A 20,498-nucleotide genomic window follows, 5' to 3' on the forward strand; every position below is an offset into this window, starting at 1 on the left:
GCCCTATCGGTGTTTCGCTTCCGCGAGAATATGCGCGTTCGTGGGTGTTCGGGGGGCGACTACCGGAACGTCAGCCCCTTCCGGAGCGCGCGGGCCTCCGCGAGGAGGTCGACCGCGTCGTCGCCCGTGAGCGTGACGTGGCCCATCTTCCGGAGCGGGCGCACCTCGCGCTTGCCGTACCAGTGGAGGTGTGCACGCGGCGTCTCCAGGATCGTTTCCGCGTTCTTGAGCCGCGCGATCTCGGGCTCGTCCACGTCCCCGAGGATGTTCGACGTGACCGAGGGGTCACGCTGCTCGACGGAGCCGAGCGGGAATCCCATCGTCGCTCTCACGTGCTGTTCGAACTGCGAGGTGACCGCCCCCTCGATGGTCCAGTGTCCGGAGTTGTGCGGGCGCGGGGCGACCTCGTTCACGAGGATCTCGTCTTCGGCTCGCGGGTCGGTACCCTCCCCGCTCGCATCCGAGGCTAAAGCCTCGCTCACTTCGAAGAGCTCGATACCGTAGACCCCCCGCCCATCGAGTTCGTCGAGCACGTCGAGCGCGACCTCGTGGGCGCGCTCGCGAACGGCATCGCTCGTGCGGGCGGGACAGACCAGCTCTCTGAGGATCTCCTCCTCGTGGACGGTCTCGGTGACGGGGAACGCCTCCGTCCCGTCCGCTCCTCTGACCCCGATAACGGCCAACTCACGCTCGAACGGCACCATCTCCTCGACCAGCGCGGGGCCCGCGATCTCCGACAGCGCGCGCTCCACGTCGTCGGGCCCCGAACAGGGCGTGTTCCCTCTCCCGTCGTAGCCGCCCGAGCGCGCCTTCACCATCACGGGCCAGCCGAGTTCTTCGCCCGCGGCGTGGAGGTCCTTCGCCGAATCGACCTGCCGGAACTCGGGCAGGGGAATCCCCGCCTCGGCGAACGCCTGGTTCTGGTGGAGCTTGTCCTGAATCGTTCTGAGGGTCCCCGGGTCCGGGTGGACCGGCGTCCCCGTCTCCTCGCTCACGCGTTCGAGCGTGTCCGGGTCGGCGAGCTCGATCTCGTAGGTGAGCACGTCCGCGCGCTCCGCGAGCGCGAGCAGCGTGTCGTAATCGTCGAACTCGCCCTCGATGGTGTCGGCGACGACGGTCGCGGCGGGCGGGTCGGGCGTCGGGTCCGAGCAGATGACGGAGACGCCGAGCGGACCGGCCGCCTCCCCGAGCATCCGTCCGAGCTGTCCGCCACCGACGACCCCGAGCGTCGGGCCGGGCGTGGTGAGTTCCATTATCGGCCACTCCCCGCGCGTGAAAAGAGAAGCTTCCGGTCCACGCGGGAGTCGTCCTTCCGGTCCACGCGGGAGTCGTCCTTCCGGTCCACGCGGGAGTCGTCCTTCCGGTCCACGCGGGAGTCGTCCACGAGGAACAACACGGGCGTGTTGCGCTGCCGGAACAGGACGAGCCGGCGGTCGTACCCCTCGGTCCGGGCCGCCAGCGCGTCGGGAACGCGCACCGCATCGAGCGTCCGGTTCTCCACCTTCACCGCGACGACGGGGGGAAGCTCGTCGGGGAGGTCGCTCGCGTTCGCGGCACACGTCGTCCCCACGCCGTCGCGTTCGAGATACCACGGGAGCGGCAGGGCGTTGAACCACCCGCCGACGCGCATGCAGTGCGGCCGGTAGTCCAGCCGCCCGACCTCGCGCCCGGTGACGAAGTACGAGCCGTACACGAGGAGTGCGGGGTCGTCGCTCGCCGCCATCGTCTCCAGCGTGGGGCGGAAGTCGCCGACCGGCTGGGCGTACTGGGCCAGTTCGTTCTCGGGGGCCGTCGGCGCGACGTAGGAGGTGGCGACCGCGCCACCGACGAGCTGCACCGAGACCAGGAGGAGGACGACACCGACGACCGTCGCCCTCCGGCGGTCGTCCGTCGCGAGTGCCTCGCGGCCCACGTCGAGGAGCCACACGGCCCCGACCGCGGCTGGAATCGACAGCGGGAGGACGAGATGGACGACGAGCCACGGCGCGACGATGTCCGTGATCGCGGGGTAGGCCGCGACCGAGACGAGTCCCCAGAAGAAGGCGTGTTGGACCAGGCTCCGGGGGGCGCCGCCGTACCGGTCGACCGCGGTGCCGAGGAGCCCGAGGACCGCGACCCCGGCCGAGCCGAGCGCGAAGTCCTTGAGCACACCCCCGAGGAAGACGAAGTAGCTGTGTTCCCCCTCGCCGGCGACCCACCCCTCGACGAGCCGGTCGGCCGACCCGAGCGTGGCCTCCTCGACGACGAGCGACCAGGCCGTCGCGTTCGTCCCGGCGTTCTGGAGACTCACCGCGCCCGGCGCGGGGTCGCGCGGCGCGTAGAAGGCGACGGTGATTCCGAGGAACACGGGGAGCGAGACGAGGAGCCACGGGAGGCCCGCACGGACGCCGGCGCGCACCCGTCCGAGCGCCCGAGCGAGCGCGTCGGGCACGCTCCCGTCCGCGTCACTCGCACTCGCGAGGAGCAGCCGGTGGTCCAAGAGGAGGCCGAGCGCGGCGACCCACGCCGCGAGGTAGGCGAGCGCGTTCTCCTTCACCGTGAACGCGAGCGCGACCATCGCCATCGCGGGGACGAGATATCGGGGCGTGCGGTCGACGGCCCGGACGAACAGGCCGAAGGCGACGAACGCGAACGCGCCGACGAGGACGTCCCCGCGCATGAACCGCGAGAAGTAGAGCAGCGTCGGGTCGGCGGCGAGGAGGAGCGAAAGCGCCAGCGTCTCCCGGTCGGAGAGCCGGTCCCGAAAGAGCAGTGCGCTCGCGGGGAGCAGCCCACCGACGAGCGCGGGGACCAGCCGCATCGAGAAATCGGAGGCTCCGAGCAGGGTGAAGACGGCGGGCGTCACCTGCTGGAGGAACGGGCCGTGGACGATGGGTCGGTAGGCGTAGACCCCGGTCTCCATGTAGCGGAGTATCCAGTAGCCGACGCGGGCCTCGTCCCAGTGGGCGATGCGCGACCCGAGGAGGGTGAGTCTGGCGAGGAGCGCGACGGCGACCACGCCGGCGACGAGCCACCGGAGCTCTGCGAAGCGAAGCCGGCTGCGGACGCTCATTCCGTGGATTCAGCGTCGAGGTAGACGACCATCGGCTTGGCCGTCGTGCGGAGCATGAACGTGCGTTTTTCGTAGCCTTCGGCCTCGGCCCGCTCGCGGAGCTCCGCGGGGGCGACGTACTCCCCGTTCCGGACCTCGGCCTCGGCGAAGACGATGGGGGGAAGCTCGTCGGGGAGCCCCGTCGTCTCCGTCGCGCAGGTCACGTCCATCCCGTCGGCCTCGAAGTACCAGGCGAGAGGGAGCGACTCGAACCACTTCAGGCACGCGGGGGTGCGTTCGGCCGTCTCGTCACCGTCGACGTACTTCTCCCCGTAGACGAGCACGTCGGGACCCTGGGTCGCGTCGGCGACCCCCCGGGTGTCGTCGAGGATGGCCCGGAGCTCCTGGGAGGGCTGGGCGTACTGGACGAGTTCGTTGTCGGCGCTCGTCGGCGCGGCGTACACACCCGAGTAGGCGGCGAACCCTCCCTGTGCCGCGAGGACGAGACAGATGACGCCGACGGCGCCCACGGAGACCGCATCCTCGCTCTCGTAGGCGTCGATGCCGGCGTCGACCACGAGGGTGAGCCCCACCGCCGCGGGGATGGTGAGCGGGACGAGCGCGTTGACGATGATCCACGCCCCCCAGATGTCCGTCCCGAGCGGGTAGCCGAGCACGGAGACGAACCCCCAGTAGGAGGCGAACATCACGAGCGAGCGGGGCTCGTCGGCGACCCAGCGCTCGGCGAGGAAGCCGACGACGGCCATCGAGAACAGCGGTGCGGCGTAGAGGACGGTGGCCTCCATGAACTGTCCCAGCCGGGTGATGAACTCACCCGCGAGGTCCTCCGAGCTCGCGGGGCCGCCGAGCCAGTAGCCGTAGCCGACCGCGATGTCGTCAGCCGTCGCGGCGACGAGCTCCGGGAGCGCACCCGGCGAGAACAGCGCGCTCCACAGCCCCAGCCCGTTCGGGTTCCGCGGCGCGTAGAAGTAGAGGCTCACGAGCGCGAACAGAGCGAGACCGAGCAGGCCGTGGATGACGACGGCGCGGGCGTCGTCAGTATCGTAGCCGGCGAGCGCGCGCTTCGCGCGGGCCAGCCCACCCTCACCCGCGCCCGGCCGAAACAGGAAGTGGTCGAGCAGCAGCCCCGAGGCGCCGAGCCAGCAGAGCACGTAGACGATGGCGTTCTCCTTCGACGCGAACGCGACGGCGAGGAACAGCACGCCGAGATGGAACGACCGGGGACCGTGGCCGTCGTACGTCCGGAGGAAGAAGCCGAATGCGACGAACGCGAACGCGGCGACGAGCAGCGTCGACCGGGAGAACCGCGAGTAGTAGAGGATGACGGGGTTAAAGGCGAGGAAGCCCGCGAGGATGGCGACTTCGAGGTCCCGCAGCCGCTCCCGGAAGAGGAGGGCGCTCGCGGGGAGCAGCCCACCGACGAGCGCGACGACGACGCGGGTGGCGAAGTCCGTCGCGCCGAGAAGCGAGAAGACGCGGACGTTCAGGTGCTGGATAAATGGTCCATGAATGATGTAGCGGTAGTGGAACTCCCCGGTGCGGAGGTATTCGAGCGTCCAGTAGGCGACGCGCCCCTCGTCGAAGTGGGCGACGCGAGCGCCGAGCAGGACGAACCGGGCCAGCAGGGCGAGCGCCACGAGCGCGAGGACCGCCTGGAGGGTGCGGTCCCCACGCAGGCGGGCGCGAGCGACCGCGAGCGGTGAACGAGCCATTGGGTCGTGGTGTTCACCCGTGGCTAAGAAGCCTTCCGGTCGTCTGCCCGAAACGGCACTTCTTTTATTGGGACACTCCGAGCGGGGATATGGTCAACCTCGGCCTGGTGGTGGCGCAGTTCAACAAGGAGCGCCCCATCACCCACGAGATGGCGGACGCCGCACGCGAGGCCGCAGCCGCCCACGGCGCGGAGATCGTCGACGAGCTCGCGGTTCCGGGGGCGTACGACACGCCGCTGGCGGCCGACCGGCTGGCACGCCGCGACGACGTCGACGCCGTCGTCGTCCTCGGTGCCATCATCTCGGGGGACACCGACCACGACACCGTCATCGCCGACGCCGCCGCCCAGGGGCTCACGGACGTGTCCTTGAAGCGGGATACGCCGGTCCTCTTCGGCGTCAACGGGCCGGGGATGAGCGCGGCGGAAGCCGAAGAGCGCATTCCCAAGGGCGGTGAGGTGGTCGAGGCCGCGATCGACCTCGTGGAGGAACTACGATAATGGATTTCGCCAACAGAGTCGAACGGGTCGAACCGAGCGCGACGCTCGCCATCAGCAACCTCGCTTCCCAGCTGGAAGCCGAGGGCGAGGACGTCGTGGACCTCTCCGTCGGGGAGCCTGACTTCCCGACGCCGGAGAACATCATCGCCGCGGGCAAGCGGGCCATCGACGACGGCCACACCGGGTACGCCCCCTCCAACGGCGTCCCCGCGCTGAAGGAGGCCATCGTCGAGAAGCTCGAGGGTGACGGGCTCTCCTACGCGTCGGACGAGATCATCGTCACGCCGGGCGCGAAGATGGCGCTGTACGAGGCCATCCACGCCGTCATCGAGGCCGGCGACGAGGTCGTCCTCTTGGACCCCGCGTGGGTCTCCTACGAGGCGATGGTGAAGATGGCCGGCGGGAGCCTCTCACGCGTGGACCTCTCCGCGCACGACTTCCAGCTCGCGCCCGCGCTCGACGAGCTCGCGGAGACCGTCTCCGACGACACCGAACTGCTCGTCATCAACAGCCCGTCGAACCCCTCGGGCGCCGTCTTCACCGACGAGGCGCTGGCGGGCGTCCGCGACCTCGCCGTCGAGCACGACATCACCGTCATCTCCGACGAGATCTACGACGCCATCACCTACGGCGTCGAGCAGACCTCGCTCGGCTCGCTCTCGGGGATGGAAGACAGGACGATCACGGTCAACGGCTTCTCGAAGGCCTACTCGATGACCGGCTGGCGGCTCGGCTATCTCGCCGCGCCGAAGGCGCTCATCGACCAGGCCGCGAAGCTCCACTCCCACTCCGTCTCGTCGGCGGTCCACTTCGTCCAGTACGCGGGTATCGAGGCGCTGCAGAACACCGACGAGGCCGTCACCGAGATGCGCGACGCCTTCGAGGAGCGCCGTGACATGCTCATCGAGCTGTTCGCCGAGCACGGGAAAGAGGTTCCCGAACCGGACGGCGCGTTCTACATGATGCTCCCCGTCGACGACGACGACCAGACGTGGTGTGAGGAGGCCATCGAAGAGGCGCACGTCGCCACCGTCCCCGGCAGCGCGTTCGGGACGCCCGGCTACGCGCGGCTCTCGTATGCGGCATCCGAAGAACGACTGACGGAGGGCGTCGAGCGCCTCGCGGCGAACGACCTACTCTGAGCGTCGCGGGCACATCCCCGATCACGACCCCATGTGGCCCCTGACCTGTTTCCCCCGGGGAGGGGTAGCCGGGGATGGGCGAAGAACATCCCGTCTAACTGTCTAGAGACCCGCCGTCGAACAGCCGCTCGAACACCCCTTTCTGCGCCCGGCGGAGGTGGTAGTGGAACGTCGCCGACGAGACGCCGAGTTCCGCCGCGACCTCCTCCGCGTTCCGCTCGCGCGGCCACTCGAAGTAGCCCGAGCGGTAGGCCGTCTCGAGTGCGTTTCCCTGTTTCTCCGTCAGGCCGTCGTCGAACCGCCACCGGTCGCCCGTGGTCTCCCGCTCGACCACGCGCTTGGCGACGAACGTCGCCTCGTCGTACACCGAGAGGAAGCCGTCGACCACCTCGCGGACCGACGCGTCGCGGGGGACCTCAGCACGGAGCGTCCCGACCCCGTCGGTGATGACCGCCTCCGTCATGTTGGCCCCCGCGTCCAGGAGCGCCCGGACGACGGACCTCGCGAACGTCACCGCGATGACCGGCTGTGCGTCCGTCGAGACGACCGAGAAGTCCGTGACGTGCGGGTCGGCCTCGGCCGCCTCGCGGATCGTCTCGATGGAGAGCCCCTCGACGGAGGCGAACTCCCTGACCCGGCCGCCGCCGACGGGCGTCGCCCACTCGATCCGGAGCGTCCCCCCCTCCCGTGCGGTGAGCCCGGTGAAGAACGCCTCCTCGTCGGTCACCTCGAACTCCAGCTCGACGACGGGTTCGGACAGGAGGAGCTGTTCCGTCCGAACCGCGTGGATGGCGAAGCCGATGACCTCGCTCAGCCGCTCGAACGCCGCCAGCTCGCGGTCGCTGAACGCGTCACCCCGAGTCGTGTAGACACAGAGGACGCCGTAGACCGTCCCCCGGTGGGACAGCGGGATGGCCGCCCCCGTCAGGATACCCGCCTCGCGGGCGAGCGCGCGGATCGGCTCGGGGACCGAGCTCCGCTCCCGGTGGACGGAGACGAGTTCGTTCTCCGCGACCGCCCGGCTGGCCGGCCGGTCCCACGACACCTCGTCGTGCGCTTTCAACGCGTCGAGGAGCTCTCCGAGCGTCGAGAGCCCGACGCCGACGCTGGGTTCCACGTCGCCGTTGCGACCGATCCAGACGGTTCGATACAGCTCCGAATCGGCAAGCCGCTCACAGACGGTGCGTTCCAGCTCCTCGCGTGTCCCCGCCGTCGTGAGCGACCGGATGGCGTCCTGCATCGCCTCGTTCACCCGCACGAGCGTGTCGAGTTCGTCCCGCTGGTTCCGGAGCGTCCGGGCGCGTGCTTCCCGTTCGGTCACGTCGCGGGCGACCCCGACGTAGCCGATGAACTCCTCCCCCTCGAACAGCGGGGCGCCGCTGAACTCGTGGGTGAGCGCCTCGCCGTCGGCGGTGACGAGGTCGAACGTCCGCGTCTGCGGCTGGGTCTCCGCGGCAGCCATCGCCTCGTGGAGCGCCTCGTGGTCCGCCTCCGCGATGAGCGAGAACGCGGACATCCCCGACAGCTCCGCGTCGTCGTAGTCCGAGACCCGTGTGAACTGCTCGTTCCACCACTGGAGGCGGCCCTCGTCGTCGAGCACGTACGCGAGGTCCGGGATCGAATCGAGCAAACGCAGGAGCTGCTCGGAGGAGAGTCCCGTGGCTCCCGCGTTGATAGTCATGCTCTAGCCATCTAGCGGCCACGCTGAAAAAGCCCCGGCCGACCGGTCTCAGTCGTCGTCGCGGACGAGCGTCGAGCGGAGCGCCTCGTCCAACTCGGCATCAGCCATCTTCTCGACGAGCGCGTCGAGGACGGCCTCGCGCTTGCCGGAGACGAACTTGATGGAGCCGACGACGAGGTGGCCACCGCCGGAGACGCCCGCACCGGGCATCTCCTCCTGCAGCTCGGTGACCATCCGCGGGATGTCGAGGCGGACGCCGTCCGAGCGGAGGACGGCGAAGTCCGGGCCGTAGCCGATGGTGATGACGGGGTCGCCCGTCTCCGTCACCTTCTCGTCGTGGATCTGGCCCGTCGTCTTCCCCGGCGCGGGGTAGGTGAAGCGGTGGGCGTGGTTGTCCACGTCCAGTTTGAACAGGCGCGCGCCGTTGTCGAGCTCCGACTCGGTCAGATGTGGCATCGCGTCGGTGAGCTGGCGGTCCACGTCGCGCTCCGCGCGCGTCGAGAGGAACTCGACGAGCTCGCGGTGGCGCGCGTCGTCGTCACAGCCGACGTTCAGTACGTCGTTGATGAGGTTGCGCCCGGAGTTGTAGCGCAGCCAGTGGGCGGCGTAGTCGAGCGCCTCGCCGATGTCGCGCAGGTCGGCCTCGCCGTAGCCCGCCTCGTCGGCGAGTGCGAGGTAATCGTCCATCGCGTCCGCCTTCGAGCGGTCCGAGAGGCCAGCGACGGCGGGGATGTGGCGGACCTCCTCGGAGATGTCGGGGGAGATCATCCGCGCCAACTCGACGCACATCATCCCCGTCGTGATGCGGTAGTCCTCGTCGTGGAGGTACGGGTTGACGTGCTCCTCGACGTAGGGCTCGACGGCCTCGGGGTCGGGGTGGTGGTGGTCGACGACGACCACGGGGATGTCGTACTGGTCGAGCGCGCGGTAGGCGGGCACGTCCTCCTCCGTGGAGCCGTTGTCGAGCATCAACAGGAGCGGGAGCCGCTGGCCGTGGCGCTCCTCGTCCTCCAGCGCGAAGTTCAGATCGCGGGTGACGTCCTCCATCTCGTAGAACGGCGCCTTCGAGGGGAGGCGCTTGAACAGGTGGCGGGTGGCCTCGCTGTCCTCGTGGACCTCGGCGATGAACCGTTCGAGCGCGACCTGCACGGGCAGGGAGGCGCACATCCCGTCGCCGTCGGCGTGGTGGCGCATCCGGATGGGCTCGGCCTCGAGGACGGCACGGCGCAGGCGCTCGGCGACGGCCTGGAGGTCCTCACGGAGCGTCTCGAAGGCGGGCCAGTCGATGAGCGGCTCGACCGACTCGGGCGTGGCGGCCGTGGCGAGCCGGTCGTCGACCGCCGCACGCGCCTCGCGTTCGGCCTCGCCGCGGAGGCGAGCGAGGTTGTCGACCTCGATCTGGAGCGCGCCGTCGCGCGACTCGACCTCGCCGGTGACGCGGACCACGTCGTCGAGTTCGACGCTCGGGTAGGCGCGGACGCCGGCCTCCTCGAAGGCGGCCGCGGGGACGACGCCCGTCCCGTCCGAGATCTGGAACAGCGTCGGGCCGCCCGTCTGTTTGATCTGGACGACCGTCCCCTCGAGGTGGACGGTCTCGCCGAGCGAGTCGCCGAGGTCGGCGACGGTGACCTCGCGGCCGTGCTGGACCGCCGTCGTCCGGTAATCGTCGGGCTGGCGCTCGATAAAGGCCAGATCACCGTTCTCGCGGACGGCCTCGAGTTCGACGATCAGTTCGTCACCGACGTCGTAGTCGCCGATGAGGTTCGAGTCGTGGACGAGACCGGACGCGTGCTCGGAGACGTCGACGAACACACCGTACTCGACGACACCGTTGACGGTCGCGTGATAGAGGCTCCCCTCCTCGAGGTCCTCGGACGTACAGCCGGCCGCGAGCTCGTAGACAATCGTGTCCCGCTGGGACACGGCGCCGGAATCCCCGGCATCAGGGCGTGGAGACATTACAGAAGGGTCGGGAGCGTCGAGTTTTAACGTTTGTTACTCGCCGGCGCGCGTGCGGGAGCCTGTCGGCCGCGCGCGGGCCACCGGGGCCGGCGCCCACGGCGACCCCCCGAGACCGCGGGGCACCCCGGCCGCCGACGGGGGAACGGAAGCCTTAGTTGGCCGCCGGACCGAGATTCGGATATGCGACTGTTCCGGTCGGGGACGCTCCTCGGCATCGCGTCGGAGGCGCTCGACTTCGCCCTCGAAGCGAGCGAGGACGCCCACCCGAACGAGTACATGGGCTTTCTCCGCGGGGAGGACGCCCGCAAGCTCGGCCTCGACCGGGACGGCACCGTCATCACCGACGTGCTCGTCATCCCCGGCACCGAGTCGAACCCCGTGAGCGCCACCGTCCAGACGAGCATGGTCCCCAACGACGTTCGGGCCGCCGGCTCCGTCCACTCCCACCCGAACGGCGTCCTCAGACCGTCGGACGCCGACTTAGCCACCTTCGGCAAGGGGAAAGTCCACATCATCATCGGCTATCCCTACGGGCGAAACGACTGGCGGGCGTTCGACCGTCAGGGCGAACCCACCGAGCTGGAGGTGCTCGATATCGACCTCCCGGAGGAGCAGTTCTTCGATTTCACGCAGGAAGACATCGACGAGGAGCTCCGATGACCCGCGTCGTCGCGCAGGGCACCTTCGACCTGCTACACCCCGGGCACGTCCACTACCTGCGGGAGGCGAAGGCGCTCGGGGACGAGCTCCACGTCATCATCGCCCGCAAGGCGAACGTCTCGCACAAACAGCCCCCCATCCTCTCGGACGAGCAGCGCCGCGAGATGGTCGCCGCGCTGGAGCCCGTCGATTTCGCCCGGATCGGCCACGACACGGACATCTTCGTCCCCATCGAGGAGATAAATCCGGATATCATCGTGCTCGGCCACGACCAGCACCACGACGAGGCCGAGTTGGAGGGGGCACTCGCCGCCCGCGGCATCGACTGTTCGGTCGCCCGCGCCGGCCCCCGCGAGAGCCAGTACGACGACGAGCTGCTCTCGACCGGGAAGATCATCGACCGCGTCTGTCGCGAGCGCTGTTAGCGCTCCCATCGAAGTCGTCTCCCGACCGCGAGCGCCGCGAGTGCCCCGACAGCGACCGACGCGACCAGCACCACCGGAATCCGGGTGCCCGACGCACGCCAGTCCGCCGCGAACACCTCGCGGTAGTAGCCCGCCACTCGCTCCCCTTCGAGCGCCAGCACCACCTCGCGGTTCTCGCGCACCGAATTGCGATTCCAGTTCACCGAGCCCACGAGCACGGAGTCGTCGACGATGACCCCCTTCGCGTGGACCTTCTCGAAGCGGTTTCGGGGGGCGGCGAGCCGCGCTTCCAGGGGAAGGCCCTCCGACTCCGCACGCCGGTTCAGCCACCCGACCATCGCCCGGTTCTCCTCGCGGACGTACCACGCGCTCGACAGCAGGACCCGCACCTCGACACCGCGCTCTGCGGCGGCGAGGGTGGCGTTCAGGAGGGGGAGTCGCCGGGAGCCGATGGACACCTGCACCACGTCGATGGAGTCGTTCGCGGTTCGGAGACGGCGGACCATCGCCCCCTCGGCGTTGTCCGGGGCGACGAGCACGGACGCGCGCTCGACGGGGACCGTCTCGGGGGCGAATCTCGTGGGAAAGCTCCCGTTCGCGGGCGGGTCGTGCTGGAACGTCCTGCCCGTGCGGTACTCTGTCCACGGAACCGCGTTCCGCCAGCCCGCGTCGGCGCGGAACACGTCGGCGAGCGTCTCGGCCGTCTCCCCGTCCCGGAGCGCGACCCCCCACCCACGCGAGGAGCGACCGCCCGTCCCCGCTGGCTTCCAGTTCTCCGTCATGACGAGCGCGGTGTCGTCAGCCACGGCGTACTTCGCGTGGTGGAACCGGTAGCGGGCGTGGGGGCCGCCCGACACCCGAACCTCGATACCCGCACGGGCGAGGCGGGTGAGCGCCCGCGCGCCGGCACGGGTGCGCCCGCCCACGGGGGAGGCGTCGACGAAGACCCGGACCGCGACTCCTCGCTCGTGCGCGGCGATGAGGGCGTCCGCCACGCGCTCGTCGGAGAACGTGTAGCCCGCGAGCAGGACACGCGAGGAGGCGTTCTCGATGACCGAGACGGGAACCTCGGGGGAGTCGGGGAGGACGAACGTTCGCGCGGGGCCGCCGTCGGAGTGCACGACCTCGAAGGCCGTCGCCCCGAGCGGCGTCCACGACCCGTCGTAGGTCTCCGACTCGGGGGCATCGGTGTACGAGAGGGTATCGACCGTCTCGTTCTCGGTCGAGAGCCGGAGGGTCTCCCCGCCGTTGGCGAGGGCGAGTGGCATACGAACGACGGGACCGGAGACCAGTTCGCGCGTGCGGTTCGGTGCGGAGGAGAGGACGAGTCGTCCCGAGGCAGTGCCGGAGAACGTGATGCGGTCCTCCCCATCCGTGAGGGTATACTGTGAGTCGGGACCCGCGACGTGCACCACGACGAACTCTCCGGCATCCTCGTCGGCGACGGGGTTCGGATACACCGTCTCGATGTGTGCGTCCCCCAAATGGCCGGCGACCGGGAGTGTCGCGACTGGGGAGAGCAGCAGACACGCGACGAGCAGGGTGACCGGACGCACGGGGGATGTGGTCCCCTCCTCGGATAAAAGGCTACGGCTCGCGGGGGAGGAACGCGAAAACCGAGAACAGAGAGATTAGGCTTCGACGGCGAGCGCGTCGTCCGCCTTCTCGGCCTCGGTCTGGACGATAAAGGCGCGGTCGTCGGTGTACTGGGCGGCCTGTTCGAGCGCTTCCTTCGTGCCGATCTGGCGGAGCGCCCACGCGGCGGAGGCGCGCACGGCGTCCTCGTCGTCGTCCGCGAGTACGTCCGCGAGGGGGTCGACGGCCCGGGTGTCGCCGATGAGGCCGAGCGCACGGGCCGCGATGGAGCGGACCTCGTAGTCCTCGGCGACGAGACGGTCGGCGACGTGCTGGGTCGAGTCGGGGGAGCCGATCTCGCCGATGGCGCGGAGCGTCGTCTTCTGGAGCGGCGGGTTCGACTCGCCCTCGATATACCCGTGCAGCATCTCCAGCGCCTCGGGGTTGCCGATCTTGCCGAGCACCTCGATGGCCGGGCGGTCACGCCGCTGGGCCTTCGTGGACATGGCGTCGAACGCCTCCTCGGCGCCCATCCGGCGGAGCGCATCGATACAGTTCTCCTGCATGAACTCCGAGTCGAGATTCTCGAGCGCCAGCAGGATGCGCTCGGGGTCGTTCTCCTTCTCGGCGATGCGGACGACCCCCAGCTCGGGCGGGAAGTCCTTGCGGTTCTCCGACTCCAGGCGGTCGTAGAACCCCTGTGCAGTCAGCTGTTCGACGACGGTGAGATCCGACCAGACCTCGGCGTCGTCCAGCGCGGCCTCGAAGTCGTCCGTCGCTTCGAGCAGCGCGCCGATGGTGTCGGCGTCCGCGTCGGCGTCCAGGCCAGCGTCCTCGACGGCCTCGGCAGCCGTGGCGAGCGCGGCCGCGTAGTCGTCGCGGTCAGACCCGGAGACGCGCACGTCGGCGTCGAGTGCCTCGTTGAGGTCGGCGAGGAAGGCGTCGACGGCCGCGAGTGCTTCGGGCTCGCCGTCCTCGGTCCACTCGCTGGACTCGAGGGTCTCCTTCGCCTCGCTGATGGCGTCGGCGACGTCCTCGGCGTACGGACCGCGGGCGTCCTCGAGCTCCTCACGGAGCGCGTCGATACGGCCTTCGAGGGCCTCGACCGGGTCCTCCTCGTCCTCGTCGACCGCCACGTCGAACTCGGCGTCTTCGAAGGCGGTGGCGACGGCGTCGAGGTCGGCCTCCACGTCGTCGAGGTCCGACTCGGTGTCGGCCGATTCGAGGGCCTCGGCGACGGCGTCGAGTCGTTCGTCGAGCGACTCCACCGTCACCTCGACGTCGACCTCGCCGGCGTCGGCCTCCTCGGCCTCGGGCTGGGCGTCCGCGTCCTGGGGTTCGTCCTCCCCGTTGCTCATGTCTCCACCTGCGTAAGTGCAAGCCAAGAGCGTTTCCCTTCACGTCGCTCGCCAGTAGAACCGGGGCGAGAGAACGAGATACGCGAGCGCGGCCACGAGCAGCGCCCGCGGGAACGCGCCCGCGAACGCGTCGGGCGCGAGGACGGCGAGCGCTTGCAATCCTCCGAGCACGAGCGCGTCCCGGACCAGTAAATCGGGGTAGGTGATGGGCGCGACCATCAGATAACAGAACAGCGCGGTCGCGGCGAGCAGGAGGGCCGGGGAACTGAACCCGGCGAGATACCCCGCGGCGAGCAGGGTCGCGGCGAGCGTCGTCTGGACTCCCTCCGTGTGGTCGTTACCGGCGTCCTCCGCGGTGTAGAGGCCGAGGCGGGTGACGGCGACGGCGACGAACAGCGCGGGGAGCCCCACGGCCGCGGCGGTCGCGGGGGTCACGCCGACGACGGTCGGGCGGGCCGCGGCGAAGACGAGCGCCGCGGGCGCGACCCCGAAGGAGGCCACGTCCGCGAGCGAGTCGAGATGTTTGCCGGCCTCGGTTCCCCCGTAGCGGCGGGCGAGCACGCCGTCGAGCCCGTCCGCGATGGCCGCGAGCAGGATGAGACGGGCGGCGATTCCCGGGTCGACCGTCGCGGCCGCCACGGCACAGAAGCCGAGGGCGGCGTTGGCGACGGTGACGACGTCGGCGATGCCGAGCCGTCCGACGAACCGGGGTTGCATGGTTCGACCGTGGCCGGTCGCGTTCTTAGTACGTTCGTTTCGAGGCTCGAACCACGCCGCCTATTGCCATCCGGTCCGCAAAGCCGCTATGGACCGGCGAACGTTCCTCGCAGCGTCCGGCACCGCCGCGCTGACCGCGCTCGCAGGCTGTGGCAGCGCCAGCGGCGGCCTCTCCGATTCCGACTACGACATCGCGATGTACTCCAATCGGTTCGAGCCCCGCGAACTCACGGTCTCCGTCGGCGACACCGTCGTCTGGGGGAACACCGGCTCGCGAAGTCACAGCGTGACCGCCTACGAGGGTGAGATCCCCGACGACGCGAGCTACTTCGCCTCCGGTGGCTTCGACAGCGAGGACGCGGCGCTCGAGGGCTGGCCGTCCAAGGGAGGCGTCGACCCCGGCGAGACCTACGAGCACACCTTCTCGGTCGCGGGTACCTACGGGTACTACTGTATCCCCCACGAGGCGGCGAACATGGTCGGCACCATCGTCGTCGAGTAGCGACGCTCAAAAGAGAGCGTCGCCACTCTTCGCTCGATAAACGGGAGAATCGAGTGGGGTTACTCCTCGTCTTCTTCGTCGGCGTCGACCTCGACGTCCTCCTCTTCGACGTCGACGGCGGTCGCCTCCTCCTCCGCGAGCTCCTCGGGGGACGCCTCGACGGTCGTCTTGAGGACCTCGACGCGGCGGAGCGGGTAGATGGTCTTCGCCTCGTTGTAGATGTTCGAGGAGAGCCGGCCCTGCACGACGGCCTCGATGAAGTCCGCGAACGTGTGCTCACGCGCGGCCTCCTTCGTGAGGTCGATCATCGTGCGGCGGATGGCGCGCTCCTGGCTGTGGTCGGCCTTCTTCGTGGTCAGCGCGACGGGCTGGACCTGCACGCGGTAGTCGTCCTTCGTGACGACGGTGACGTAGGCGGCCACCTTCGAGGAGCCGCGGCGCACGAGACTACGGACGTAGTCTCGGGTCAGCTCCTGGCTCACGAACTCGGTGTACGCGGCGTCGGAGCCGACGTCGGTCACCTTGAAGGTGAGTTTGATGTTGTTCTCGCTGGCGTCGCCGGTGAGCTCGCCAAGCGTCGTGTCGATGGTACGGTCGTAGACCTGTTCGGGTTCGTCCGCGGGGGTCTCGCCGAGCTCCGCCCGGTCGAACTGCTCGGGGGCGAGCACGGTGTACCACCGCTTCTCCTGCTTTCGTCGGGAAACGGATCGTTCGCTCATGATTGTGTGTTGGTGTGGTCGGATACGATTCGCTGTGCCACCGTGAGGTTCGTGACGTAGTCGTCCATCGTCGCGCGGAAGCCACCGGTCGTCTCGCGTTCGATAGTCGTCTCGATGACGCCATCGACCACGCGAGTCTCGATGTCGGACGTGTTGTCCGGCGTGAGCGCGGCCGCCACCGTCTCGGCGTCGGCGTGCTCGGTCCGGATGGTCGCCCGTCTCATAGTGCCTCCCGGTATGCGGCGATGAGGTCCTGCTCGTCGATGTCCCGTGCGTAGCCGGTCCGTCCGTGTGCCGTCTGCTCGCCACCGATCGCGTCGACGGCCTGCCGGAAGGCGTAGGCCACGTCGCGGGTGCCGGCGGTCGCCGCCTCCCCCTCGGAGAGGGCGAGAACGACCGGTTCCGGCGCGCGGTAGTCGCGGGCGAGCCGGGCCACCGTCGAAACGGGGCCGTCCGTGCGGACCACGAACAACCCGTCGTAGCGACCGGTGTCGGCCTCTCGTAACCCTCGATGGGCCGCGAGTGCGTGCTCGCGCCACGCGTCGAGCGCCTCGGTGCGTGCGTCCCCGCCCAGTGCGAGGGCGACACCCACGCCGGGGCGTTCGCGCGCGACGGCGTCGAGCACGTCCGCGTAGCCACCGAGCGTCTCGAACGGCCCGCCCACGAAGGGACGGAGGAACCGTTCGACGGCCTCGGCGGCCTGCGGGGTCGCGTCCTCGACGGCCGCCAGCGCGGCGAAGGAGGCGAGCCGCCGGTGGGCGGTCTCGTCCATCTCCGCGGGCAACTCGAGGTCCGCGAGCGCGGCCATCGCCGTCTCCGGCGAGCCGGAGAAGCGGGCGTGGGCGAGCGTCGAGTGGGCCAACCCATCCGAAACGTCCGCCACGGGAATCGCGATTCCGGGGCGGCGCTCCATCGGTGCGGACTCAAGGAGGTGTCCGGCCTCCTCGGGTTCGCCGGAGGCCACGGCACCCGCGAGGGCGAGCGTGGGGTCCGGCGAGGCACCGAGTTCGCGGGCCGCCTCGTAGGCGACGAGCGAACACGGCGTATCGAGGATAGCGAGGTCACCACCGGGCGCACCGACCGTGACGGTCACGTCGGCCTCGGTCATCGAGGGCCGGGGGAGTTGGCGCACGCGTGCTTGGAACGGCACGTCGGCCGTCCGCAGCGCTCTCGCGACCACGCCCAGCGCGGCGAGCGCGTCACCCGACGCCGTGGCGACGAGACTGACGAAGTCAGCCTCGCGACAGGCGGTGGCGACATCGCTGGCGCTGGCGGCGGGGGCGGGCGCATCCGGACGACCGGCTGTGGACATCAGTTATTCGAGGAGACGGACCGCGACGTCGTACGAGTACGTGAAGTCCTCGTCGAGGACGTCACCACGGTAGTAGTTCACCAGCCGGCGGATCTTCGACTCCGTGTTCTGGAGCGCCCGCTTGTTCTGGTAGTCGGTCTGGTTCTCCTCCATGTGTTCACGGAGTCGGATGGCCCGCTCCATGAGGTTGCGGAGGTCCTCCGGGAGCTCCGGGGAGGCGTCGTGCTCCTCCAGGATCTCGGTGACCTTCTTCCCGGTCGCGAGCTTCACGTCGGGGACGGGCGTGCCCTGCACGCCTTCGTCGCGGAGCTTCATGCCGATCTGACTGGGGTCGTGCCCCTGCTCGGCCAGCTCGACGACTCGCTCCTCGATCGCGTCTGCCTCGACGTCACTCCACTCCGGGGGTTCGTCTGCCGCGGGGCGGTCCGAACCGGACGACCCTCGACGGCGCGTATGCATTCGTGCCATTGTTCGAATTGGAACTGCACGGACCGCTGATAGCTGCGTCGCGGAACGACGCATGTGTCTCTCGACACTGCACTACCGCAATCCCAAGCCGGACAACCGCCCGGCGATGTCAGATTTGCGGTCGCGCTGTTCCCACCCATAGTTCCCTACTCGGCCACTTGACGGTTGTGATGCCGAGCGCCCCGTGTGACGACCCCGCGTACGCCCGCGCCCGTCCCCACGCTACCCCGACGCCGTGACCCGGTTTCGCACAGGGGAACCGCTTCGATGGGTTTAAGAAAACCCTCGGACTACGAAGGAGTGCAGACAGGGCTCGTAGATCAGGGGTAGATCACTCCCTTGGCATGGGAGAGGCCCCGGGTTCAAATCCCGGCGAGTCCATTTCCTTCGGTCGTTTCACTCTCAGTCAACGGACTCGCCGTACCTCGCGGAGCCGGAGGCTCCGCTCAGTCCCGGCGAGTCCATAATTCTGCGGCGCGAGCAAGTCCGCGAGCACCGCAGATTTTCGACGGAGCCGGGATTTGAAGCCCTGTGAGTCGCAGCGCCGAGTGGAACGAGGCGACCGTCTCACTCTGGGTTCAAATCCCGCGAGAGCAAAGCTCTCGCGTACCTCGCGGAGCCGGAGGCTCCGCTCGCGTGACTCCCGGCGAGTCCACGATCATTTTCCCGACACCACACGACGAGCGAAGTCCTCGTGATCGAAGCGAACGAGGGTATGCCGACGAGTCCACTGGCGTTGGCAGAACGAAGTATGTCGAGAGCTACCCCGTGGATTTTAATGTGTATGAGGGAGAATTTAGACCATGTCGATACAGGCTTCCGAGTCGCTCGCCCGGTTCTTCAAAGAGGAAGCCGGTGAGGACCTCCGATTGGTCGCACACTACACCGACCGGTCGGTGGAGTTCGTCTACCTGCGTGAGGACCTCGAGTCTACGTACGACGAGCGGGATTTCCAGCGGACGTTCGACGTCCACCGGCAGGACCGGATCGCCGCACGCAAGCAGTCTGAGGTGATAGACGCCGGCGAACACCACTGCACGCTCCGGGTGTACGACGACGCCATCGTGTTCAACGTCGCACAGACCGACGACATCGGGACCATCGTCTCCGTCAACCCCGACGTGGGGAAGACCCTGTTGACGTTCATCACGCGGACGCTCGAACAGCTTCACCACAACTCACCGCAGGAGGTGACGCCACCGACGTGGCTGACCGACTGACGGACGCTGGCGACGACGCGAGCGCGTTCGAAGCCAGATACGGCGGAGGAACTATACTCACCCGTGCTAACACGGAGGTATGGACGATGCGGCCTTCGACGAACTGACGGCATCGCTGACGCCGAACTCCTCGGCTGGGGGAGTGACCACCTACCGGAACACGGTCTCCGTGGCGTGTCCCGCCTGTGACGAGCCGTTCGACGACCTCGTCGTGTGTGCGGACACGCCGACGAGCCTCGAGCTCGACCAGCTGATGGACCTCTGTACGACGACCCACGGCGACGAGGTACTGCTGTTCACCCACAAGCAGTAGCCCGCGACACCGCGGTCACTCCTCGGCCGGGTAGACCATCGAGAGCACGGAGACCACCTCACCGGTCTCGTCGACGATGGCGCGGTTGTGCCACTCGCAGGTGACGAGGCTCCCGTCCTTGCGGACGTTCTCGTTGTGGCTGCGCTCGCCGCCGACGTTCTCCACGAGGTCTTCCCACAGCGCGTCGACGTGCGGGGCGGCTTCCTCGGGGACGATGAAGGAGGCGTGGCGACCCTTCGCCTCCTCGGCGGTGTAGCCGAACAGCTCCGCGGCGGCGTGGTTCCAGCGGACCACCTCGAACGCGAGGTTCCACTCGATGACGCCGACGGGGGACTGCTCGAACAGCAGTGCGAGCTCCTGCTCACGCCGGGCCAGCTCCTCGCTGGCGCGGGCCTGCTCGACGACGTTCCGGATGCGGTTCACCAGCAGTTCGAACTGGCTCCCGTCGCGGCTCTTCTGGAGGTAGTCGGTGACGCCCGCGGTGATGGCGTCGCTCGCGATCTCCTCGCTTCCCTTCCCCGTAAAGAGGATGAACGGCAGGTCGGGGTCGCGCTCGCGGACGGCGCGGAGGAAGTCGAGGCCGTCCCGCTCGGGCATCTCGTAATCGGAGACGACACAGTCGACCTCCTCGAGCGTCTCGAGTGCCGTCTCCACGTCGGTGTGCGAGCGCACGTCCATCCCGTTTCGTTCGAGAAACGCCGCCGTCACCCGGAGCTGTGCCGGGTCGTCGTCGACGTGGAGCACCCGAATGGCGGACTCCCGGTCGCTCGCACCGCTCATGGGGGATGCAACGCTCGCCGGAGGGATAGCCGTTCTGGCAGAATCAGTCGTCCGCGGGGGTCTCCGCTCGGTTCGTGTCCTCCGCCTCGTTTCCTCGTGCCCAGACGTCAGAGACCGGCTCGCCTGTCGGCGGTGTGTGGCTGACGTCTTTCATCGTGTTTCGGTCTGAGTTGGTCATCGTGTCATTGAGTACCACGCGAGCCCTACTTAACCGTTATCAATAACCTGTAATAAGACTTATTAGCATATATATTTTCGAAGAGCAGAGAAAACAGCCGTTCGAATTTGAAAATACACAGATATCACGGCGAGTAGTCGAGCACTATGTGGATAACGTCGGACCGAACCGAACACTCGCGAGCACTCGAACGGCGACGAACGTCGGGGGGTCCCGGGTTCG

21 protein-coding genes and 1 tRNA gene are annotated in these 20,498 nt (G+C 68.8%); 8 read left to right on the plus strand and 14 right to left on the minus strand.

Annotated elements, in window-relative coordinates; translation table 11 throughout:
- Positions 1-59: 59 nt before the first annotated feature.
- From ACQUQR_RS05370 to ACQUQR_RS05380, 3 genes are read right to left on the minus strand one after another with little or no spacing between them, the layout of a single operon-like run.
- Positions 60-1,253 (minus strand): 5-(carboxyamino)imidazole ribonucleotide synthase, encoded by a 1,194-nt coding sequence (locus ACQUQR_RS05370; protein WP_435195362.1) that lies wholly within the window; start codon positions 1,251-1,253, stop codon positions 60-62.
- Complete coding sequence (locus ACQUQR_RS05375; RefSeq protein ID WP_435195363.1) at positions 1,253-3,052, minus strand: flippase activity-associated protein Agl23; 1,800 nt, start codon at positions 3,050-3,052, stop codon at positions 1,253-1,255. The genes ACQUQR_RS05370 and ACQUQR_RS05375 overlap by 1 nt, the downstream gene beginning before the upstream one ends.
- Entirely contained in the window at positions 3,049-4,764 is a 1,716-nt protein-coding gene (locus ACQUQR_RS05380) for a flippase activity-associated protein Agl23 (protein WP_435195365.1), read from the minus strand. Before ACQUQR_RS05380 ends, ACQUQR_RS05375 begins: the two co-directional genes overlap by 4 nt.
- 89 nt (positions 4,765-4,853) lie before the next feature.
- Between ACQUQR_RS05380 and ribH the strand changes: the two genes are divergently transcribed.
- The gene (gene ribH / locus ACQUQR_RS05385; RefSeq protein ID WP_435195367.1) at positions 4,854-5,264 is read left to right on the plus strand and encodes a 6,7-dimethyl-8-ribityllumazine synthase; all 411 of its coding nucleotides are present in this window, start codon (positions 4,854-4,856) and stop codon (positions 5,262-5,264) included.
- Entirely contained in the window at positions 5,264-6,406 is a 1,143-nt protein-coding gene (locus tag ACQUQR_RS05390) for a pyridoxal phosphate-dependent aminotransferase (protein ID WP_435195369.1), read from the plus strand. Before ribH ends, ACQUQR_RS05390 begins: the two co-directional genes overlap by 1 nt.
- A gap of 94 nt (positions 6,407-6,500) precedes the next feature.
- Here the strand turns inward: ACQUQR_RS05390 and ACQUQR_RS05395 are convergent, their stop codons facing one another.
- The gene (locus ACQUQR_RS05395) at positions 6,501-8,087 is read right to left on the minus strand and encodes a bacterio-opsin activator domain-containing protein (RefSeq protein WP_435195371.1); all 1,587 of its coding nucleotides are present in this window, start codon (positions 8,085-8,087) and stop codon (positions 6,501-6,503) included.
- Between the two features lie 48 nt (positions 8,088-8,135).
- Positions 8,136-10,046 carry a DHH family phosphoesterase gene (locus ACQUQR_RS05400; protein WP_435195373.1) on the minus strand — a complete coding sequence of 637 codons (1,911 nt, stop codon included), beginning with the start codon at positions 10,044-10,046 and terminating at the stop codon, positions 8,136-8,138.
- A 183-nt stretch (positions 10,047-10,229) separates the two neighbouring features.
- On the opposite strand from ACQUQR_RS05400, the gene ACQUQR_RS05405 reads away from it, so the two are divergent.
- Together ACQUQR_RS05405 and ACQUQR_RS05410 are read left to right on the plus strand one after the other, a co-directional pair.
- Complete coding sequence (locus tag ACQUQR_RS05405) at positions 10,230-10,709, plus strand: Mov34/MPN/PAD-1 family protein (protein ID WP_435195375.1); 480 nt, start codon at positions 10,230-10,232, stop codon at positions 10,707-10,709.
- Positions 10,706-11,134, plus strand: a complete 429-nt coding sequence (locus ACQUQR_RS05410; RefSeq protein WP_435195377.1) for an adenylyltransferase/cytidyltransferase family protein — start codon at positions 10,706-10,708, stop codon at positions 11,132-11,134. Before ACQUQR_RS05405 ends, ACQUQR_RS05410 begins: the two co-directional genes overlap by 4 nt.
- Here ACQUQR_RS05410 and ACQUQR_RS05415 read toward each other — a convergent pair.
- The 3 genes from ACQUQR_RS05415 to ACQUQR_RS05425 form a co-directional block, all read right to left on the minus strand.
- Positions 11,131-12,690, minus strand: a complete 1,560-nt coding sequence (locus ACQUQR_RS05415) for a phospholipase D-like domain-containing protein (protein ID WP_435195379.1) — start codon at positions 12,688-12,690, stop codon at positions 11,131-11,133. The genes ACQUQR_RS05410 and ACQUQR_RS05415 overlap by 4 nt on opposite strands.
- A 75-nt stretch (positions 12,691-12,765) precedes the next feature.
- Positions 12,766-14,067, minus strand: coding sequence for a HEAT repeat domain-containing protein (locus ACQUQR_RS05420; protein ID WP_435195381.1), 1,302 nt, complete (start codon positions 14,065-14,067; stop codon positions 12,766-12,768).
- A 39-nt stretch (positions 14,068-14,106) separates the two neighbouring features.
- Complete coding sequence (locus tag ACQUQR_RS05425; RefSeq protein ID WP_435195383.1) at positions 14,107-14,784, minus strand: protein sorting system archaetidylserine synthase; 678 nt, start codon at positions 14,782-14,784, stop codon at positions 14,107-14,109.
- An 88-nt stretch (positions 14,785-14,872) separates the two neighbouring features.
- On the opposite strand from ACQUQR_RS05425, the gene ACQUQR_RS05430 reads away from it, so the two are divergent.
- Positions 14,873-15,286 (plus strand): plastocyanin/azurin family copper-binding protein, encoded by a 414-nt coding sequence (locus tag ACQUQR_RS05430; protein WP_435195385.1) that lies wholly within the window; start codon positions 14,873-14,875, stop codon positions 15,284-15,286.
- A gap of 59 nt (positions 15,287-15,345) precedes the next feature.
- Here ACQUQR_RS05430 and ACQUQR_RS05435 read toward each other — a convergent pair whose 3' ends face one another.
- Genes ACQUQR_RS05435 through ACQUQR_RS05450 form a run of 4 tightly spaced genes read right to left on the minus strand, consistent with a single transcriptional unit; the run spans position 15,346 to position 17,785 of the window.
- A complete protein-coding gene (locus ACQUQR_RS05435) occupies positions 15,346-16,005 on the minus strand; it encodes a 30S ribosomal protein S3ae (protein ID WP_435195387.1) in 660 nt (219 codons plus the stop codon).
- The gene (locus ACQUQR_RS05440; protein ID WP_435195389.1) at positions 16,002-16,229 is read right to left on the minus strand and encodes a KEOPS complex subunit Pcc1; all 228 of its coding nucleotides are present in this window, start codon (positions 16,227-16,229) and stop codon (positions 16,002-16,004) included. The genes ACQUQR_RS05435 and ACQUQR_RS05440 overlap by 4 nt, the downstream gene beginning before the upstream one ends.
- The gene (locus ACQUQR_RS05445; protein WP_435195391.1) at positions 16,226-17,317 is read right to left on the minus strand and encodes an exonuclease RecJ; all 1,092 of its coding nucleotides are present in this window, start codon (positions 17,315-17,317) and stop codon (positions 16,226-16,228) included. Before ACQUQR_RS05445 ends, ACQUQR_RS05440 begins: the two co-directional genes overlap by 4 nt.
- Before the next feature lie 3 nt (positions 17,318-17,320).
- Entirely contained in the window at positions 17,321-17,785 is a 465-nt protein-coding gene (locus ACQUQR_RS05450; RefSeq protein ID WP_435195392.1) for a 30S ribosomal protein S15, read from the minus strand.
- A 309-nt stretch (positions 17,786-18,094) separates the two neighbouring features.
- On the opposite strand from ACQUQR_RS05450, the gene ACQUQR_RS05455 reads away from it, so the two are divergent.
- The 3 genes from ACQUQR_RS05455 (at position 18,095) to ACQUQR_RS05465 (ending at position 19,318) form a co-directional block, all read left to right on the plus strand.
- Positions 18,095-18,166, plus strand: a tRNA-Ala gene (locus ACQUQR_RS05455).
- Positions 18,167-18,588: 422 nt separating this feature from the next.
- The gene (locus tag ACQUQR_RS05460; protein WP_435195394.1) at positions 18,589-19,005 is read left to right on the plus strand and encodes a DUF7522 family protein; all 417 of its coding nucleotides are present in this window, start codon (positions 18,589-18,591) and stop codon (positions 19,003-19,005) included.
- A 79-nt stretch (positions 19,006-19,084) separates the two neighbouring features.
- Positions 19,085-19,318 carry a DUF7385 family protein gene (locus tag ACQUQR_RS05465; RefSeq protein ID WP_435195396.1) on the plus strand — a complete coding sequence of 78 codons (234 nt, stop codon included), beginning with the start codon at positions 19,085-19,087 and terminating at the stop codon, positions 19,316-19,318.
- A gap of 15 nt (positions 19,319-19,333) precedes the next feature.
- Here ACQUQR_RS05465 and ACQUQR_RS05470 read toward each other — a convergent pair whose 3' ends face one another.
- Together ACQUQR_RS05470 and ACQUQR_RS05475 are read right to left on the minus strand one after the other, a co-directional pair.
- Positions 19,334-20,098, minus strand: coding sequence for a response regulator (locus ACQUQR_RS05470; protein ID WP_435195398.1), 765 nt, complete (start codon positions 20,096-20,098; stop codon positions 19,334-19,336).
- 43 nt (positions 20,099-20,141) lie between these two features.
- On the minus strand, positions 20,142-20,276 hold the full coding sequence (locus ACQUQR_RS05475) for a hypothetical protein (protein ID WP_435195400.1): 135 nt from the start codon (positions 20,274-20,276) through the stop codon (positions 20,142-20,144).
- Between the last annotated feature and the right edge of the window lie 222 nt (positions 20,277-20,498).

This window comes from Natronomonas sp. EA1 (genome assembly GCF_051195035.1).
Taxonomy (GTDB): Archaea; Halobacteriota; Halobacteria; order Halobacteriales; family Haloarculaceae; genus JBNTJV01.

Excerpts from the sequence above, each read along its gene's own strand:
- ACQUQR_RS05405 (WP_435195375.1), top strand. The coding sequence starts at position 10,230 with ATGCGACTGTTCCGGTCGGGGACGCTCCTCGGCATCGCGTCGGAGGCG.
- ACQUQR_RS05420 (WP_435195381.1), bottom strand. The coding sequence starts at position 14,067 with ATGAGCAACGGGGAGGACGAACCCCAGGACGCGGACGCCCAGCCCGAG.
- ACQUQR_RS05370 (WP_435195362.1), bottom strand. The coding sequence starts at position 1,253 with ATGGAACTCACCACGCCCGGCCCGACGCTCGGGGTCGTCGGTGGCGGA.
- ACQUQR_RS05470 (WP_435195398.1), bottom strand. The coding sequence starts at position 20,098 with ATGAGCGGTGCGAGCGACCGGGAGTCCGCCATTCGGGTGCTCCACGTC.
- ACQUQR_RS05445 (WP_435195391.1), bottom strand. The coding sequence starts at position 17,317 with ATGTCCACAGCCGGTCGTCCGGATGCGCCCGCCCCCGCCGCCAGCGCC.
- ACQUQR_RS05460 (WP_435195394.1), top strand. The coding sequence starts at position 18,589 with ATGTCGATACAGGCTTCCGAGTCGCTCGCCCGGTTCTTCAAAGAGGAA.
- ACQUQR_RS05440 (WP_435195389.1), bottom strand. The coding sequence starts at position 16,229 with ATGAGACGGGCGACCATCCGGACCGAGCACGCCGACGCCGAGACGGTG.
- ACQUQR_RS05450 (WP_435195392.1), bottom strand. The coding sequence starts at position 17,785 with ATGGCACGAATGCATACGCGCCGTCGAGGGTCGTCCGGTTCGGACCGC.
- ACQUQR_RS05410 (WP_435195377.1), top strand. The coding sequence starts at position 10,706 with ATGACCCGCGTCGTCGCGCAGGGCACCTTCGACCTGCTACACCCCGGG.
- ACQUQR_RS05375 (WP_435195363.1), bottom strand. The coding sequence starts at position 3,052 with ATGAGCGTCCGCAGCCGGCTTCGCTTCGCAGAGCTCCGGTGGCTCGTC.
- ACQUQR_RS05430 (WP_435195385.1), top strand. The coding sequence starts at position 14,873 with ATGGACCGGCGAACGTTCCTCGCAGCGTCCGGCACCGCCGCGCTGACC.
- ACQUQR_RS05475 (WP_435195400.1), bottom strand. The coding sequence starts at position 20,276 with ATGACCAACTCAGACCGAAACACGATGAAAGACGTCAGCCACACACCG.
- ACQUQR_RS05425 (WP_435195383.1), bottom strand. The coding sequence starts at position 14,784 with ATGCAACCCCGGTTCGTCGGACGGCTCGGCATCGCCGACGTCGTCACC.
- ACQUQR_RS05395 (WP_435195371.1), bottom strand. The coding sequence starts at position 8,087 with ATGACTATCAACGCGGGAGCCACGGGACTCTCCTCCGAGCAGCTCCTG.
- ACQUQR_RS05390 (WP_435195369.1), top strand. The coding sequence starts at position 5,264 with ATGGATTTCGCCAACAGAGTCGAACGGGTCGAACCGAGCGCGACGCTC.
- ACQUQR_RS05465 (WP_435195396.1), top strand. The coding sequence starts at position 19,085 with ATGGACGATGCGGCCTTCGACGAACTGACGGCATCGCTGACGCCGAAC.
- ACQUQR_RS05435 (WP_435195387.1), bottom strand. The coding sequence starts at position 16,005 with ATGAGCGAACGATCCGTTTCCCGACGAAAGCAGGAGAAGCGGTGGTAC.
- ACQUQR_RS05400 (WP_435195373.1), bottom strand. The coding sequence starts at position 10,046 with ATGTCTCCACGCCCTGATGCCGGGGATTCCGGCGCCGTGTCCCAGCGG.
- ACQUQR_RS05380 (WP_435195365.1), bottom strand. The coding sequence starts at position 4,764 with ATGGCTCGTTCACCGCTCGCGGTCGCTCGCGCCCGCCTGCGTGGGGAC.
- ribH (WP_435195367.1), top strand. The coding sequence starts at position 4,854 with ATGGTCAACCTCGGCCTGGTGGTGGCGCAGTTCAACAAGGAGCGCCCC.